The following is a 15,347-nucleotide window of genomic DNA, read 5'->3' on the forward strand; positions in this document are numbered from 1 at the left end:
ACCATCGACAACATCGACTTTCCCCACGCCTGTCAGGCGATCAGGGTCCAGCGCTGGCGCAGAGAGAAGGGCCGCGACGCCAGCCGCGAGACCGTCTACGCGATCACCGACGCCACCGCCGAGCAGGCCAGCCCCGCGCTACTGGCCGACCTCGCCCGAGGCCAGTGGCACATCGAGGTCAAGCAGCACTACGTCCGCGACGTGACCTTCGGCGAGGACAGCAGCACCAGCCGAACCGGCCGAGGCCCGGCCGTACTCGCGATCTTCCGTAGCACTGTCGCCGACACCCTGCGCCGCGTCGGCCATCGCAGYGTCCCCGCCGGCCRCCGCGCCCACAAGACCGCCACCGCCGCGCTCGACCTCCACGGCTTCCCATGACAACCCGGACAAACCACCAACATCGAACATCAATGGACAGGTCCAGTCAGAACGCGAGCGTGCCGGAGCCTTGCTTCTGGGGGGGCGTTCGACTCCGAAAGAATACTTCGACTCCAGCGGTTGTGGAACCACCGGCTGTTCGTCGCGACAGACAGGTGTATACAGTGGCGCCCCCTCCGCGAACCGATCGCCGTCCCTCGGCATCGGGTCTCGCACGTTCGCTGCGAACGAGTGCGCCTGGTGCTCCCCAGGAAGACGCTGATAGTTTTCTGCGATCAGAATGAAGACCCGGTCGGCCTCCTGTTCCGGCCCTTTTCCCCGAAGAAGACCGCGCGCGGGATTGCCAGGATGGGCTGGCCAGTCCGGGCTGAACGTGTGGGATTTTTCCGGCGACGCGCCGAGGACCCGCCGTGGTAGTCGGCCCAGCGGCGTCATCTCGGCTGACGTCGTTCATCTGAGCCAAGAGCGCGAACAGAACCCCCCGGGGCCCGCGGACGAGACCCCGGGGTTCTCCATACCCTCGCCGCCTACCGCGCGCATGGACAGCCCAGGACCCTAGGGAATGGCGCCCGCGTCCTTCAGGGCGATGATCCGCGGCCAGTCGAAGCCGAGGCCGAGCAGGACCTCCTCCGTGTGCTCGCCGATCTCCGGGGCGCGCGGGGCGTCACCGGGCTGGAACGAGGAGAAGTCGACCGGGGTCGCGACGGTGACGACCTGGCGGTCGCCTGTCGGTCCCGCGGCGTCGTTCTCACCGGTCACGTCCCCGTCTCCGGCGGCGTCCCCCACGGCGTCGGCGGCGGCGACGGGCCGGAAGACGCCGGCCGCGTGCGCGAACGGGTCGGCGAGCACCTCGTCGAAGGTCTGCACCGGGTCCCACCAGACGTCGTGCCGCGCGAAGGCCTCCGCCCAGTGGTCGAGCGGCTCACGCCCGAACGCCTCGTCGAGCAACGCCAGCACCTCACCGCGGTTCCTGCCGAGGGCCGCCATGGTCGCGTACCGCGGGTCGTCGGCCAGGTCCGGGCGGCCGACCGCGCGGGCTATGTTCGGCCAGTGCCGGGCGCCCTGCAGCCCGAGCAGCCAGAACCAGCGGCCGTCGCCGGCCTGGTAGACGGCGAGAATCGGGTTGTACATCATCCGGCTCAGCCCGGGGGTCGCGAGCTGGCCCCGCGCATGGCTCGCCAGGTCACAACTGATCGTGTACGCACCGGTCCGCAGCAGCGACGTCGTCACGAACTGCCCGCGGCCGTGCGTGCGCTGCTCGACGAGGGCGGCACACACACCCGCCGCGAGCGCCATCGCGGTCGGATGGTCACCCAGGCCCGGCCGGGAGACCGGCGGCGGCGTTCCCTCCTGGGTGAGCGCGAACGCGATTCCCGCGCGCGACCAGTAGGCGCCCATGTCGTACCCGGGCTTGTCCGCGCCCGCTCCGGGCTCCGGTCACGCCGTATCCGGTCGCGGCGGCGTAGACGAGCCGGGGAAACCGCGCCGACAGGGTCTCGTAGTCCAGGCCCAGCCGGGCGAGCGCGGCCAGCCGCAGATTCGTGACCAGTACGTCCGCGCCCGCCAGCAGCTGTAACAGCACCTCGCGCGCGGCCTCGTTCTTCAGGTCGAGGCAGACGCTGCGTTTGCCCCGGTTGTCCAGCTCGAACAACGCGGTGATGGTGTTCCCGCGGTGCGGGTCGCCCTCCGGCGGTTCCACCTTGACGACCTCGGCGCCCCAGTCGAGCAGGATCCCGGCGCAGGCCGGCCCGGCCACCACGACCCCCAGCTCGACCACTTTCACGCCGTCCAGCGGCCCGCCCATCCAGGCACTCCCTTTCCTAGGCCAGCGCCGCCCATCGGACGAGGACGCGCGGGCGACAGGGGCCTGACGGTAACGGCAGATGCCACTCCCCGCATTCGATCCGCGAGCGTCCCGGCGCCTGTTCGCGCGCGCCGGGGCGCCAGGCGATACCGACCAGATCGGCGAACGCGGCCGTCAGGCATCGCCGCGCGTCACGCCGCAGCGATTCATCAATCATCACAATGATTTTCTGGGCCTCGGCACACACAACGCCAGACCATCCGTCGGCAGGCGGTGATAACGCGTCGGCCACCGCCGGGTCTCGACGACATCTCCGGACACCCGCAAGCACGCCGCTCGTCCCGGATGCTCATCGAAAACCGGAAGACACGGCGTACCCTCCATCGGATTGCTCGATGGGCACCCATATACTGCCGGCCTCACCAACAGGGGGGTTGGAAATGGCATACGGGGGTCCCGGTCAACCGGGGCGAAACTGGCGACGAATCGCAAAGATCACAGCGGGCGCCATCGGCGGACTGTTTCTGTTTTTGCTGGTACTCGGTCTTGCGCTGCCCAAATCAGACAAAAAGGCCACGGTAGCGGATACGGCGACGACAACTACTCCGGTGGCGACAGTCTCGACCGGCACCGCGACGCCCTCCGCGCCAGCGTCGACCGTGCCAGCCGCGACGACGCCACCGGCGGCGCCGCTGGCGCCCGCCACAGCGTCGTCCGCACCGGCCCCGGCCAGCCTGGCCGCGCAGAGGACGACGCAGCCACCGGCAGCACCCGCGGCGGCCAACCAGCCAGCGCAGAACCAGCCTGTGCACACCGACCCGCCACCGCCGGCGGCGGCCGCGCCGCCGCCACAGCAGGCGCCGCAACAGGAGCAGCAGCCCGCCCCGCAGCCGGCCAATGTGTACTACGAGAACTGCTCGGCCGCCCGGGCCGCCGGCGCCGCACCGCTGCACCGGGGAGATCCCGGGTATCGAGCGGCACTCGACAGGGACGATGACGGGACGGCCTGCGAGAGCTGAACACTCGGCCAGGTGCCGGGGCGTCCATCCATGAGGATGGACGCCCCGGCGCGGACCTGCGGCGCGTACGCCGACGCACTTCGCGGCGGATTTCTCCCGGCGCTTTCCACGATGACCGGGCGGTCACGCGTTACGGTCAGGGAGCGCTTTTCCGCTTCTGCTCGACGTAGAACCTCGCGGCCTCGCGGACGGCGTCCGGCGTCGGGGACGGGTGCCAGTCGAGTTCCCGGGTGGCCTTGCCGTGGTCGAGCGGCGGCATGAAGTGCGTGAGCCGCACGCTTACACTGGTCATCGGCATGTCGCGGCGCAGCACGCGCCCCGCCACGTCTCCGACGCGGCCCATCGCCTTCATCATGGGAAGCGGGATCCCGAAACGGGGCGGCTTCACGCCGCCCGCTTCCGCGGCGGTCGTCACCAGCTCCCTCCAGGTCATGTACCGCTCGCTGATGATGTAGCGCTCGCCGACGCGCCCCTTCTCCGCGGCGAGCAGGAAGGCACGCGCGGCGTCCTTGATGCCGACGACCTCCATCGACGTGTCGCCGAAGTGGATCGGCAGCGTGCCCAGCGCGGCGCCGGCGACCATCTGGCCGTGCGGCGAGCCGAAGTCCGGCGCCCCATAGGTCGTCGACACACACATGATGACCGCGGGGAGCCCGCGCTCGCGCTGATAGCTCAGCACCAGTTCCTCGGCGGCGACGCGCGCCTGGATGTACGGGCCGCCCAGGTGCTGCCAGGTGTGCGGATGGTCCTCGTTGGCCGTGCCGCCGTCCGGCGACAGGCCGATCGTGCCCACCGTGCTGCAGAAGACGAAGCGCCGCACCTTCGCCTCGAGGGCGGCGTCCAGTGCGTGCCGCAGGCCGTCGACGTTCGTGGCGAACAGTGGCGCCGGGTCGCGCAGCCAGGCCCGGGTGTCGACGACGCAGTAGTACACGGTGTCGACGCCGTTCATCGCCTCGCGCATCGCGTCGTCGTCGGTCAGGTCGCCGTGGTGGCGCTCCACGGACAGGTCGTCGAAGGCTCGCGTCGAGCTGGTTCGACGGATCCACACCCGGACGTCGTCGCCGCGCTCCACCAGCTGCCGCGTGACGTGCGAACCCAGGAAGCCACTCGCTCCCATAACCAGCTGTGTGCCGCCCACGACCCGACCGTCTCCTCAGATGTGTTCGCGTCCGACCGCAGTGTCGCCTCGTTCGGCTGCCTTGCCCCACCGGCGGTGCGAGTGGCGGTGGCTACTCCGGCTCGGAGTCGGCCCTTCCCGAAAGCCGCCGGGACAAGCGGGCGCGAACAATAGGTACCACAGCCCGATTTTCCCAGTTCAGCGGCGTACGGCCCGTCTCGGCGCACGGCTGCCCACGGCAGTCAGGACGATCCGGGTGCCAATGTCAAAGGCAGCGGTGGTACGGCGGTCAGACGGACCCGTCAGGAGCCGCCCGCCACCGAGCGCTGGACGACCTCGAACTCCAGCAGCGACGAGCCGGACGCCACCGGGCGGGCGCGCTCCCCCGAGTGGGCCTCCATGGCCGGCCCGGTGAGCCAGGCCTGGAACGACTCCTCGCTGTCCCAGTGCGTCACGACGAAGTACCGGTTGTCGCCCTTCACCGGCCGCAGCAGCTCGAACGACACGAAGCCTGGCTGCCCGTCGACCGCGTGCAGCCGGTTCGCGAACCGCTTCTCCAGCTCGGGGCCGGCGCCCTCGGGAACCTCGATCGCATTGATCTTCACGACAGTCACGTCGCCCAGCCTACGGCCAACACGATGGTCCGCGTAGGTCCACCGCCTGCCGCCGCTCGCCGGCAGCGGCGGGCGACGGCAGGCGGCGCAGGCAGCCGGGCGGGCGGCGTCACGCCCACCGCCCGCTCCCTACCGCTGGCTCATCCGTCGGGTCAGAGCCTGATGATGGCGAACGTCTCCTGGTGGGGGCCGGTGAGAATCGCGAACCGGCCAATCGGAATGTCGGTCGGCCCGAGGATGACCGACCCGCCGAGCTCCACGGTCTTCGCGGCGACCGCATCGGTGTCGGCGACGGCGAAATACGTCAACCAGAATGACGGCACCTCGGCGGGCACCAGGTCGGGCATGGGCATCATCCCGCCGATGACGGCGCCGCCGAGCTTCCACTCGTAGTACTCCATCGGGCCGCCCTCGGCCCCCGAGTCGCTCGTGGTCCAGCCGAAGACGGCCGGGTAGAAGGCCTTCGCCGCGGCCACGTCGCGGGTGTCCAGCTCGTTCCAGCAGAAGGCACCCGGCTCGTTCGCCAGCTCGGCTCCCTTGTGCGCCCCCGGCTGCCACGCGGAGATGGCGGCACCGCCGGAGTCGAGGAACACCGCCGTCCGGCCCGCGTCCAGAACGTCCATCGGCGCGACGACGACCTGGCCGCCGGCGCTGACCACGGCCTCGGCCGTCTTGTCCGCGTCGTCGACCCGGACATAGGTGCTCCAGGCGGCCGGCTGTCCCTCGGCGAACAGCGGGCCCAGGCCCGCGACCTGCTTGCCGCGCAAGGTGAACAACGTGTAGCCGCCCGCCGCCGGATCCGGCGAGACGTTCGCCTCCCAGCCGAACAGGCTGCCGTAGAAGGCCTTGGAGACCTCCACATCCGGGCTGCCAAGATCTACCCAGCAAGGCGTTCCCGGCTCGTAGGACGTGAACTCGGCCATTACGACCACCTCCCGCACATTTGACGGACACCCCTGCGTGTCCTGCGAAGGACGGTAGCGGGCAGGTATGACAGTTTCCGGGACCCGCGGGTTCCCGTCGACGAGCCCGCGGCCCATTGGCGCGCGCCGATCGCCAACGCCGGCGCAAACGGTCAGCGAATAGGTGAATTTTTGCGTACCTGTACACGGCGACATCCGCCAGAGCGGCGGGTCCACAAGCATCACGACCGCTGGCGGCGTCCCGAGCTGAGACCTTTCTCGCGGATCCTCGCTGAAGTGGCAGTCGAAACGCGACCGGACGCCGGTCCCCATGCCGACTGGCGACCACCCGCCCGCGGCCGGTAGATCGCCGCCACCGTGTCGCCGCGGTCGTGGACCCGGTCAAATCACGACCGCGACAACACGGCCGTCACGATCATGAATGATCGCGCGGGAGGGATCATCGCTGCCGCGGCGCCGAGGATCGCCGGCGCCGCTTTAGGTCAAGACCCGGCCGGAATCGCTCCTACGGTCGGGACATGACCACTTCACCAGCCGTCCAGCCGTTTCGTATCGACATCCCGCGCCACGACCTTGACGATCTCGCCGCGCGCCTGGCCGCCGCCCGCTGGCCGACCGAGGTGACGGGCGCCGGTACCGACTACGGCATGCCTCTCGGGGTGGTGCGCAGGCTGGCCGAGCGCTGGAGCTCCGGTTACGACTGGCGGGCGCACGAGGCGCGGCTCAACGAGATCCCGCAGTTCACGACGACTATCGACGGGCAGAACATCCACTTCCTGCACGTGCGGTCCGCCGAACCGGGTGCGCTGCCCCTGCTGCTCCTGCACGGCTGGCCCGGCTCGGTGGTGGAGTTCCTCGGGATGATCGGGCCACTGACCGACCCGCGGGCACACGGCGCCGACCCCGCGCGGGCGTTCCACGTCGTGGTGCCCTCGCTGCCTGGCTACGGTTTCTCCGGCCCCCCGGCGGAGCGGGGGTGGGACAGCGCACGGATGGCCCGCGCGTTCGCCGCGCTGATGGAACGGCTCGGATACCAGCGGTGGGGTGCGGTCGGCGGCGACGCCGGCGCCCTGGTCGGGCGAGAGCTCGGCATCCTCGCGCCGGACGGGCTACTCGGGGTGCACCTCCTGCAGATCTTCGCGTTCCCGTCCGGCGACCCGGCGGAGCTGGCCGGGCTGTCGGAGGCGGACCGGGAGAGCCTGTCCGGCAGCACCGCGGACTTCCAGAGCAAGGCCGGCTATCAGAAGATCCAGCAGACCCGGCCGCAGACCCTGGGGTATGGGCTCACCGACTCGCCGATCGGCCAGCTGGCGTGGAACGCCGAACTCTGGACCGGCTGGGGCGACTACGCCGACCACCTCGACGTCGACACCTATCTGACCCACGTGAGCATCTACTGGTTCACCCGTACCGGCGTGTCGAGCGCACGGCACTATTACGAGGACGCGCGCAGCGGAGCGGGCTACCGCGAGCTGCCGAACAAGGTGCCGACCGCGGTCGCGGTGTTCCCCGAGGACTACCGGACCGTGCGGGCATTCGCGGAGCGCGCGAACAACGTCGTGCGCTACACCGAGTTCGACCGGGGCGGCCACTTCGCCTACACCACCCACCCCGACCTGGTGACCGACGACCTCCGGCAGTTCTTCGCCGACCTCACCTGAGTACCGAGGCACACCCGCCACCTGTCACCGCCACCTGCCGCCTGCCACGACCCGGCAGGCTCTATCCGGTAGGGCACCGTCGACATCAAGATCGGTCAGACGTTGCGCGTCACCGGCGGCACGCAACGTCTGACTGATCTTGAGGGACTATCCCGAAACGAGCCGAGGTCGCCGGCCGCGGCGCTAGTCGACCGCCGGGGACGCGGTGACGATGGCGGCGCTCGACTCGGTCCCGTCCCCCTGACGCCAGGGAACCTGGACGTGGCCGCCGGACTGGTCCACGGCCACCGGGCGGGCCGGGAGGGCGCGGACGACGCGCAGCAGGAGGTCCGTCGGGACGTCGTCGGCGTCCGTCGTCGAGATCCGCAGCCTCGTACCGTCGGGGCCGTTGCTGGCGAGCGAGCAGCCGGTGACGACGAGGCCGGGGCCGGGCAGGACCGGCTGGCTGCGCACGGTCGGATCCGGGGTGTCGCTGAGACTTTGCGCCTGCGGGGCGGCCTGCCCCTGCATCAGCGCGACAAGCTGGGTGACGAACACCCAGTCGTACGTCGCGTCGTACAGGTACCTGGTACCGAGCACGCCATGCTCGGACGTGCCTATGAGGCCGGCTTCCGCGCCGGATTGCGCCTCCGCGCGGTAGGTCATGGGCACGTGGTAGCTCACGGGGTCGCCGCCGGCCGCGTCAGTGACGATCATGAACTCGATGCCGACCTCGCCGGCCGGATCGTCGAGCCGGAACCCGCCGGCCTTGGTGAGCCGCGGCGTCTGGCCGGAGTCGAGGTACCAGGGCTGACCGGGGAGCCAGGCCGTCAGCAGCTCCAGCTTTGACGGGGCCATGGTGGTGTTGTGGATCGTCGACATACCGGAATTATCGTCGCCGGACTCACCTCGCCGCGCTGGCCTTACGGCTCGGCACCCGGCCGCCCGGGCGCGACAGCCTGGTCAGACGCGTCATCCAGCGGCGGGTCGGGATGCGGGCGGTGGGGGTGAGGGGGACGCCGCGGGCGCCAGCGCGCGGCCGACGAAGGCGAGCTGGGCAGGGAGGGCTGAGCGCCAGAACGTGGGGTCGTGCCCGCCGGGCCCGAATCCGCGTTCGGTGGCCGACAGCTCGTCGGCGGCCTGGCGGGAGACCGCGTAGAACGGGTCGCTCTGCCCGCAGTCGATCCGGTAGGCCACGCCCGGCGCCGGCGGCTTCCCCAGGACCTCATGGGCGGCGAAGTCGGCGGCCGAGTCGAACGCGCCGGCCGCGCTGGCGCCGGAGGCGCGCCACATCGCCGGGCTGCTCGCCGCCACGGCGACAACGAGGTCCGGGTGGCGCTGGGCGAGCAGCAGGGCGCCGTAGCCGCCCATCGACCAGCCCATCGCCGCCAGCCGGGTGGTACGCAGCCCCTGATCCGTGAGGCGGGGCAGGACCTCGGACAGGATCATCCGTTCAGGGTCGTCCCCGGACGCCCGCGGGTGCCAGTAGGTCTCACCGCCGTCGACCGCGACGGCGACGAACGGCGTCACTCCGGCCCGCGCCGCGTCCGCGAGCGCGGTATCCAGGCCAAGCAGCGCTACTCCGCGCGGCGCGTCGTCGCCACGGCCATGCAGGACGAGGCACACCGGCAGGTCGTCGGCGCCCGTGACCGGCGAGACGACCGCCATCGACACGTCCCGGCCCCGGGCGGCGCTCCGGAACGTCGTCCGCGTCACCACCGCCGGTCCGCGCGGTATCACCGCCGTACCGTCGCCGGTCGACGCCGCCACCCCACCCGGCGCGCCGCCGCCCACGTCGTCCGTCGCCCCGGGCAGGTCGCCACCCGAGGCGGAGCCCGCAGTACCGGCCGCGGCGTCGCCGGAGCGTCTCGCCCACAGCGCGCCGCCGACAGCGCCGGCCGCGAACGTCGGCGCCGCCAGCAGTACCGTCCGTCTGCTCGGCCGCACGCTGGGGATCGTCCCATCGTCGGGCGGCGACCCACCCAACCGGCTGCCCAGCGACCGCGTCGCGCCACCGCACCGCACCGTGCCTTGCGTTGCCGTGTCACCGCACCGCACCGTGACGTGCCGTGTCACCGCACTGCACCGCACCGTGACGTGCCGTGTCACCGCACCGTGACGTCGCACCGGAGTGCGGCGCCGGCCGGACGTTGTTTCACGGCGTAAATCAAATCCTCCTACCGCCGCGTCCACCTCGTTTGTTTGTCGGAATCTGCTGGCGATATTCCGGCCGGCGATCCCGCCGTGACGACGGGGCTGGGATTGCGCTCCGGATCCTCACCGGGCAGCCGATCGGCCAGGTCAGCAAGATCCCACCTGTATGATGGGGCTGCCCGCAGCGTCGCACCAATGTCAGGGGTGGTTCGTGCGAGAGATTGTCGTGTTCAGCGGAAGTGCACATCGGCAGCTGGCGGAGGAGGTGTGCCGACACCTCCAGACGCCGTTGTCGCCGGTTCGCGTCAACCGCTTCGCCAATGACTGCCTGGAGGTGCAGCTGCAGGAGAACTGCCGTGAACGGGATATCTTCATCGTCCAGCCGCTCGTCCGGCCGGTCCAGGAGAACCTGGTCGAGCTGCTGCTCATGATCGACGCGGCGAAGGGCGCGTCCGCGGCGCGTACCACGGTTGTCATGCCGCACTACTCGTACGCGCGGTCGGACAAGAAGGACGAGCCGCGGATCTCCATCGGCGGGYGGCTCGTCGCCGACCTGATGGTCACGGCCGGAGCCAGCCGGATCCTCGCGATGACCCTGCACGCCCCGCAGGTGCACGGCTTCTTCAGCGTCCCCGTCGATCATCTCCACGCGCTGCGTGAGCTGGCGCAGCACTTCCGCCAGTATGACCTCTCGAACACCACCGTGGTCTCACCCGACCTCGGCAACGCCAAGGAGGCGGCGAGCTTCGCCCGGCGGCTGGGAGTCCGGGTCGCGGCCGGTGCCAAGCAGCGGTTCGCTGACGACCGGGTCGCCATCAGCGCGGTCATCGGCGACGTGGCCGACCGCGACATCATCATCCTGGACGACGAGATCGCCAAGGGCAGCACTGTCCTCGAGCTGCTGGACAGGCTGCGCGACATCGGTGTCCGCTCCATCCGGGTGGCCTGCACCCACGGCCTGTTCGCCGGCGGCGCGCTCAAGCGCATCGGCGACCAGCCCGACGTTCTCGAGATCGTCTGCACCAACACCGTTCCCATCCCGGCCGAGGAGCAGGTCTCCAAACTGAAGATCCTGTCCATCGCGCCCGCGTTGGCCGAGGCCATGCGACGCATCCACAACGGCGAGTCGGTCAGTTCACTGTTCGACTGAGCCGGCGGGTAACCGCTCACGGACTCCGGCATGAAACGTCTCGAGCCGCTTCCTGGGCGCGGCCGATCATCGTCGGGAACGAGCCGGCCGCGGGCGAGGTCCCGTCGCTTCTCGGCGGCCGCGGCTCAGGGCCCGGGGTCCTCGCGGTAGCCCGAGGCKACGACGGCACCCCGGTCGCCGCCCCATCACGAACGCCCCGGTTTGGCGTCTTCGTGCCCGGGCACAGCGGCGACGTGAACGATCGCTGGTACCGGCAGGCAGTGATCTACTGCGTCGACGTAGAAACCTTTCAGGACAGTGATGGCGACGGTGTCGGCGACCTGCCCGGACTGGTCAGCCGGCTGGACTACCTGTCCCGCCTCGGCGTGACCTGCCTGTGGCTCAACCCGATCCACCCCACCCCGAACCGCGACGACGGCTACGACATCACCGACTACTACGGCGTCGACCCGCGGCTGGGCAGCCCCGGCGACCTGGCGCAGCTGATCCACCAGGCCGGCAACCTCGGCATCCGGGTCATCATCGATCTCGTCGTGAACCACACCTCCGACGAGCATCCGTGGTTCGCGCAAGCCCGCGCCGACCGCGCGTCGCCCTACCGGGACTGGTACGTGTGGTCGGACGACGCCCCGCCCGACCGGCACCAGGGAATGGTGTTCCCGGGCGTGCAGAAGGAGACCTGGACCTACGACCGGCACTCCGCGTCGTACTACTACCACCGCTTCTACGACTTCGAGCCCGACCTCAACAGCGAGAACCCCGCCGTCCGCGCCGAGATCAAGAAGATCGTGGCCTTCTGGCTCCAGCTCGGGGTCGCCGGTTTCCGGATGGACGCGGCACCGTTCGTCATCGAGGAGACCAAGCCCGGGGAGCCCACTCCCCCGCTCGATTTCCCGATGCTCTCCGAGCTGTACCGGCATATCGCCTGGCGGCGCGGCGACGCCGTCGTGCTCGCCGAGGCCAACGTGCCCGACAAGGAGATCGGGCGGTTCTTCGGCGACGGCGAGTCCGCCGACCGCCTGCCCATGATCTTCGCGTTCGGCCTGAACCAGGCGACGATGCTCGCGCTCGCCCGCCAGGACGCCCGCCCGCTGCGGAAGGCTCTCGCCGACCTCCCCGTGCCGCCGGCCGGCGGCCAGTGGTGCACGTTCCTGCGCAACCACGACGAGATCGACCTGGGCCGGCTCAGTGACGCCGAGCGGGCCGAGGTCTTCGACGCGTTCGGCCCGCAGGAGTCGATGCGTCTCTACGGCCGGGGCATCCGCCGTCGCCTGGCGCCGATGCTCGGCGGCGACCGGGCCCGCATCGAGCTGGCCTATTCGCTGCAGTTCACCATGCCCGGGACCCCGGTTCTTCGCTACGGCGAGGAGATCGGCATGGGCGACGACCTGAGCCTGCCCGAGCGCAACGCGATCCGCACCCCGATGCAGTGGTCCGCCTCGGACGGGGGCGGTTTCTCGTCCGCCTCACCGGACGCGCTCGTGCGGCCGGTGGTCAGCGGCGGGGAGTTCGGATAMCCGGCGGTGAACGTGGCTCACCAACGCGCGCAGCCCGACTCCCTGCTGTCCTGGTTCGAACGCATGATCCGCTCCGCCCGCGAATGCCCCGAGACCGGGCTCGGCCGGTGGCAGGTCCTGCCCGTCAAGGCGAACTCGGTCCTCGCCGTCCGGTTCGACGCCGACAGCGGGACGGTCCTGTTCATCCACAACCTGGCCGAGGAACCGGTGACCGTCGACCTGGGCCGCCAGCCGGGCCAGGACCAGGACCCGGTCGAGCTGTTCGCCGACCACGGCTACGCCCCGCCCGGCAGCGACCTGAAGGGCGTCGAGCTGGGCCGGTACGGCTATCGCTGGTTCCGGCTGGCCCGGCGCGGCTGAGGATTCCGACCGGGCCGACAGGGGAAGTTCCGGCAGGGACGCCAAGGGAATCCGGCAGGGACGCCAAGGGACGAGGTGCCCGCGCTGGCCTCCGCGGAACAGGAATCCACGGGAATCCGTGGGAAGGGAGCCGACACCGATGCCTCTGTGGAACGGACGCCGTAAGGGAGGAAGGCCCGATCAGCGGACGGTGGTCGTCACCGGCGCGAGCGGCGGCATCGGGCGCGCGACGGCCCGGGCGTTCGCCGCCCGGGGCTCGTCGGTCGGCCTGCTCGCCCGGGGCGAGGACGGCCTGCTCGCCGCCGCCGGCGAGGTCGCCGACGCGGGTGGCAGGGCGCTGCCGATACCGGTCGACGTGGCCGACGCCGACGCCGTCGCCCAGGCGGCCCGGCGCGTCGAGGACGAGCTCGGCCCGATCGACGTGTGGGTCAACGTCGCGTTCAGCTCGGTGTTCGCGCCCTTCAGCCAGATAAAGCCGGCCGAGTTCCAGCGGGCCACCGAGGTGAGCTATCTCGGCTACGTCTACGGAACGATGGCCGCGCTGCGGTACATGAAGCCGCGCGACCACGGAACGATCGTGCACGTCGGTTCCGCTCTCGCGTACCGCGGCATTCCGCTGCAGACCGCGTACTGCGGTGCCAAGCACGCCATCCAGGGCTTCCACGAGGCGCTGCGTTGCGAGCTGCTGCACGAACACTCGAACGTTCGCGTCACGATGGTGCAGATGCCGGCGGTCAACACCCCGCAGTTCACCTGGCTGCTGTCCCGGCTGCCCCGCCAGGCCCAGCCGGTGCCGCCGATCTACCAGCCCGAGCTCGCCGCCCGCGCGGTGCTGCACGCCGCCGACCACCCCCGCCGGCGCGAGTACTGGGTCGGCACCAGCACCGCCGCCACCCTGGCCGCCAACGCGGTCGCGCCCGGCCTGCTCGACCGTTACCTGGCCCGCACCGGCTTCGACGCCCAGCAGACCGACGCCGAGCACGACCCCGACGAGCCGGGCAACCTGTGGAAGCCCGCCGACGCACCCGGGGGGCGCGACTTCGGCGCGCACGGATCCTTCGACGACCGGTCCCACAGCCACGACCCCCAGCTCTGGGCCTCCCAGCATCACGGCGTGCTCGCCGCCGCCACCAGCGGCGCGGCGGCCGCGGCGGCGACGGCCGGCTGGCTCCTGGCACATCGCCGCGACAATTAATCGGAGACTTACCGTCCGCACACAAACCTGTGTCACCGACCAGCGGTGGATCACCCACCCGGAAAACGCGGCGAAACTTTCGACCCAACTTTGTCCGAGCCGGGAACAGTTCGCCGGCGAGGCCCGTTGGCGCTGGTCATGACCATTGCGGGACCAATCGGTATCGCCGGCCTTGCCCTCGACGCGACAGCGGAACCGGCCGCGGAGATCGACGCCGCCGCCAGGCTGGAGGAACTGGGATATCAGACACTCTGGCTGCCGGGCGGCCAGGGCAACAATCTCGCGCAGATCGACCGGGTCGTCCGCGGCACCTCGTCGCTGCGGGTGGCGAGCGGCATCGTCGGCGTCACCCAGGTGCCGGCCGCCGAGGTCGTGGCCACCCACGCGGCGCTGGCGGCCGACCATCCCGGCCGCTTCGTCGTCGGCCTCGGCGGCGCGCACGGCCCGAAGCCGCTGCCGACGCTCAACGCCTACCTGGACGCGCTGGACACGGCGACGCCGCCGGTACCCGCGTCGGAACGGATCCTCGCCGCGCTCGGCCCGCGGATGCTTGACCTGGCCCGCGGCCGCGCGGCCGGCGCCTACCCCTACCTGGTGACCACGGACTACGTGGCCGAGGCCCGCAAGCTGCTCGGGGACGACCCGACGCTCGCGGTGCTGGTGCCGGTCATTCCTCTCTCCGACCCCGACGCGGCCCGGGAGCTCGCCCGCTCCTCGGTGGGCTTCTTCACGACGCGCCCCGGCTATCGCCGCAACTTCGTCCGCATGGGATTCGGCGAGGCGGACATCACCGGGCTCAGCGACGCCTTCGTGGACGGCATCACCGTGTGGGGCGGCCTGGAGTCGATCGTCGCGCGGATCCGCGAGTACCAGGCGGCCGGGGCCGACCACGTGGTGCTCGGCCTGAGGCTGCCCGCGGACAGCGACGCCGACGCGACGACCGCGTGGCAGTCCCGCCTCGCGCAGGCCCTGCTCAGCTGAGCCAGGCCGCTCGGCGCCCGACCGGACGCGGGCCTTCCCGCACGCCGACACCGACGTACGGGAAGGCCTCGTCCGACCGGGCTGGAAACGGTGTCCGCGGGCGGCGGGCCGTCGGGCGCCGGGGCCGATGCGGGGCTTGGGGCGCGGGCGGGCTATTCGGCGGCGCTGATCTGGCGGAAGTAGCGGACGGTGGGTGGCGGGCTGAGCTGCACGCCTTCCGGCCGGGACAGCGCGCCCGCGGCCTGTGCCTCGCCCAGCGCCGCCCTGGCCRCCTCGACGTCGCCGTCGATCTCGTAGATCACGATGAAGGTGTCGGTGTCGAGGGACTCCAGCCGCCGGGCGGAGACGAAGCCCTCGACCTTCAGGATCTCGGGAAGGTGCCTGTGGTCATACCAGTCGTGATATGCCGCCAGCTCGTCGGGTGAGGCGGGGCGCGATTCGACGATGAGCACGCCACTGGCCATATGCGGAGCTCCTAACAAGTCGTGAGACTCT

Annotated in this window: 14 protein-coding genes and 1 pseudogene; 7 read left to right on the top strand and 8 right to left on the bottom strand. The window is 71.0% G+C overall.

The annotated features are described in order from the left end of the window. A pseudogene (locus BL253_RS34860) lies at positions 1–378 on the top strand (ISAs1 family transposase); the annotation flags it as partial. 555 nt (positions 379–933) lie between these two features. Here the strand turns inward: BL253_RS34860 and BL253_RS34865 are convergent. Then, complete coding sequence (locus BL253_RS34865; protein ID WP_076821969.1) at positions 934–1,776, bottom strand: CoA transferase; 843 nt, start codon at positions 1,774–1,776, stop codon at positions 934–936. Continuing rightward, positions 1,688–2,182: a CoA transferase gene (locus BL253_RS45955; RefSeq protein ID WP_076821971.1), complete on the bottom strand. Its 495-nt coding sequence runs from the start codon at positions 2,180–2,182 to the stop codon at positions 1,688–1,690. Before BL253_RS45955 ends, BL253_RS34865 begins: the two co-directional genes overlap by 89 nt. 608 nt (positions 2,183–2,790) lie before the next feature. Here BL253_RS45955 and BL253_RS44350 point away from each other — a divergent pair. Beyond that, the gene (locus BL253_RS44350) at positions 2,791–3,201 is read left to right on the top strand and encodes an excalibur calcium-binding domain-containing protein (protein ID WP_241835417.1); all 411 of its coding nucleotides are present in this window, start codon (positions 2,791–2,793) and stop codon (positions 3,199–3,201) included. Between the two features lie 136 nt (positions 3,202–3,337). On the opposite strand, the gene BL253_RS34880 is transcribed toward BL253_RS44350, so the two are convergent. From BL253_RS34880 to BL253_RS34890, 3 genes are all read right to left on the bottom strand, one after another. Beyond that, the gene (locus BL253_RS34880; RefSeq protein WP_198946521.1) at positions 3,338–4,339 is read right to left on the bottom strand and encodes an NAD-dependent epimerase/dehydratase family protein; all 1,002 of its coding nucleotides are present in this window, start codon (positions 4,337–4,339) and stop codon (positions 3,338–3,340) included. A gap of 281 nt (positions 4,340–4,620) precedes the next feature. Then, positions 4,621–4,932, bottom strand: a complete 312-nt coding sequence (locus BL253_RS34885; RefSeq protein WP_013423807.1) for an antibiotic biosynthesis monooxygenase family protein — start codon at positions 4,930–4,932, stop codon at positions 4,621–4,623. A gap of 152 nt (positions 4,933–5,084) precedes the next feature. Continuing rightward, complete coding sequence (locus BL253_RS34890; protein WP_076821977.1) at positions 5,085–5,855, bottom strand: VOC family protein; 771 nt, start codon at positions 5,853–5,855, stop codon at positions 5,085–5,087. Between the two features lie 518 nt (positions 5,856–6,373). Here BL253_RS34890 and BL253_RS34895 point away from each other — a divergent pair. After that, positions 6,374–7,516, top strand: a complete 1,143-nt coding sequence (locus BL253_RS34895; protein WP_076821979.1) for an epoxide hydrolase family protein — start codon at positions 6,374–6,376, stop codon at positions 7,514–7,516. Positions 7,517–7,699: 183 nt separating this feature from the next. Here BL253_RS34895 and BL253_RS34900 read toward each other — a convergent pair whose 3' ends face one another. After that, positions 7,700–8,377: a maltokinase N-terminal cap-like domain-containing protein gene (locus BL253_RS34900; RefSeq protein ID WP_076821981.1), complete on the bottom strand. Its 678-nt coding sequence runs from the start codon at positions 8,375–8,377 to the stop codon at positions 7,700–7,702. 90 nt (positions 8,378–8,467) lie between these two features. Next, positions 8,468–9,442, bottom strand: a complete 975-nt coding sequence (locus BL253_RS34905; protein WP_076821982.1) for an alpha/beta hydrolase — start codon at positions 9,440–9,442, stop codon at positions 8,468–8,470. A 418-nt stretch (positions 9,443–9,860) separates the two neighbouring features. On the opposite strand from BL253_RS34905, the gene BL253_RS34910 reads away from it, so the two are divergent. The 4 genes from BL253_RS34910 (at position 9,861) to BL253_RS34925 (ending at position 14,852) form a co-directional block, all read left to right on the top strand. After that, the gene (locus BL253_RS34910) at positions 9,861–10,799 is read left to right on the top strand and encodes a ribose-phosphate diphosphokinase (RefSeq protein ID WP_076821984.1); all 939 of its coding nucleotides are present in this window, start codon (positions 9,861–9,863) and stop codon (positions 10,797–10,799) included. 212 nt (positions 10,800–11,011) lie between these two features. Beyond that, positions 11,012–12,676, top strand: coding sequence for an alpha-amylase family protein (locus tag BL253_RS34915; protein ID WP_241835419.1), 1,665 nt, complete (start codon positions 11,012–11,014; stop codon positions 12,674–12,676). Between the two features lie 139 nt (positions 12,677–12,815). After that, positions 12,816–13,871, top strand: a complete 1,056-nt coding sequence (locus BL253_RS34920; RefSeq protein WP_076821986.1) for an SDR family oxidoreductase — start codon at positions 12,816–12,818, stop codon at positions 13,869–13,871. Positions 13,872–14,009: 138 nt separating this feature from the next. Continuing rightward, complete coding sequence (locus BL253_RS34925) at positions 14,010–14,852, top strand: TIGR03620 family F420-dependent LLM class oxidoreductase (RefSeq protein ID WP_076822019.1); 843 nt, start codon at positions 14,010–14,012, stop codon at positions 14,850–14,852. 152 nt (positions 14,853–15,004) lie between these two features. Here the strand turns inward: BL253_RS34925 and BL253_RS34930 are convergent, their stop codons facing one another. Further along, positions 15,005–15,316: a DUF4286 family protein gene (locus tag BL253_RS34930; RefSeq protein WP_076821988.1), complete on the bottom strand. Its 312-nt coding sequence runs from the start codon at positions 15,314–15,316 to the stop codon at positions 15,005–15,007. Between the last annotated feature and the right edge of the window lie 31 nt (positions 15,317–15,347).

This window comes from Pseudofrankia asymbiotica (assembly GCF_001983105.1).
Lineage (GTDB): Bacteria > Actinomycetota > Actinomycetes > Frankiales > Frankiaceae > Pseudofrankia > Pseudofrankia asymbiotica.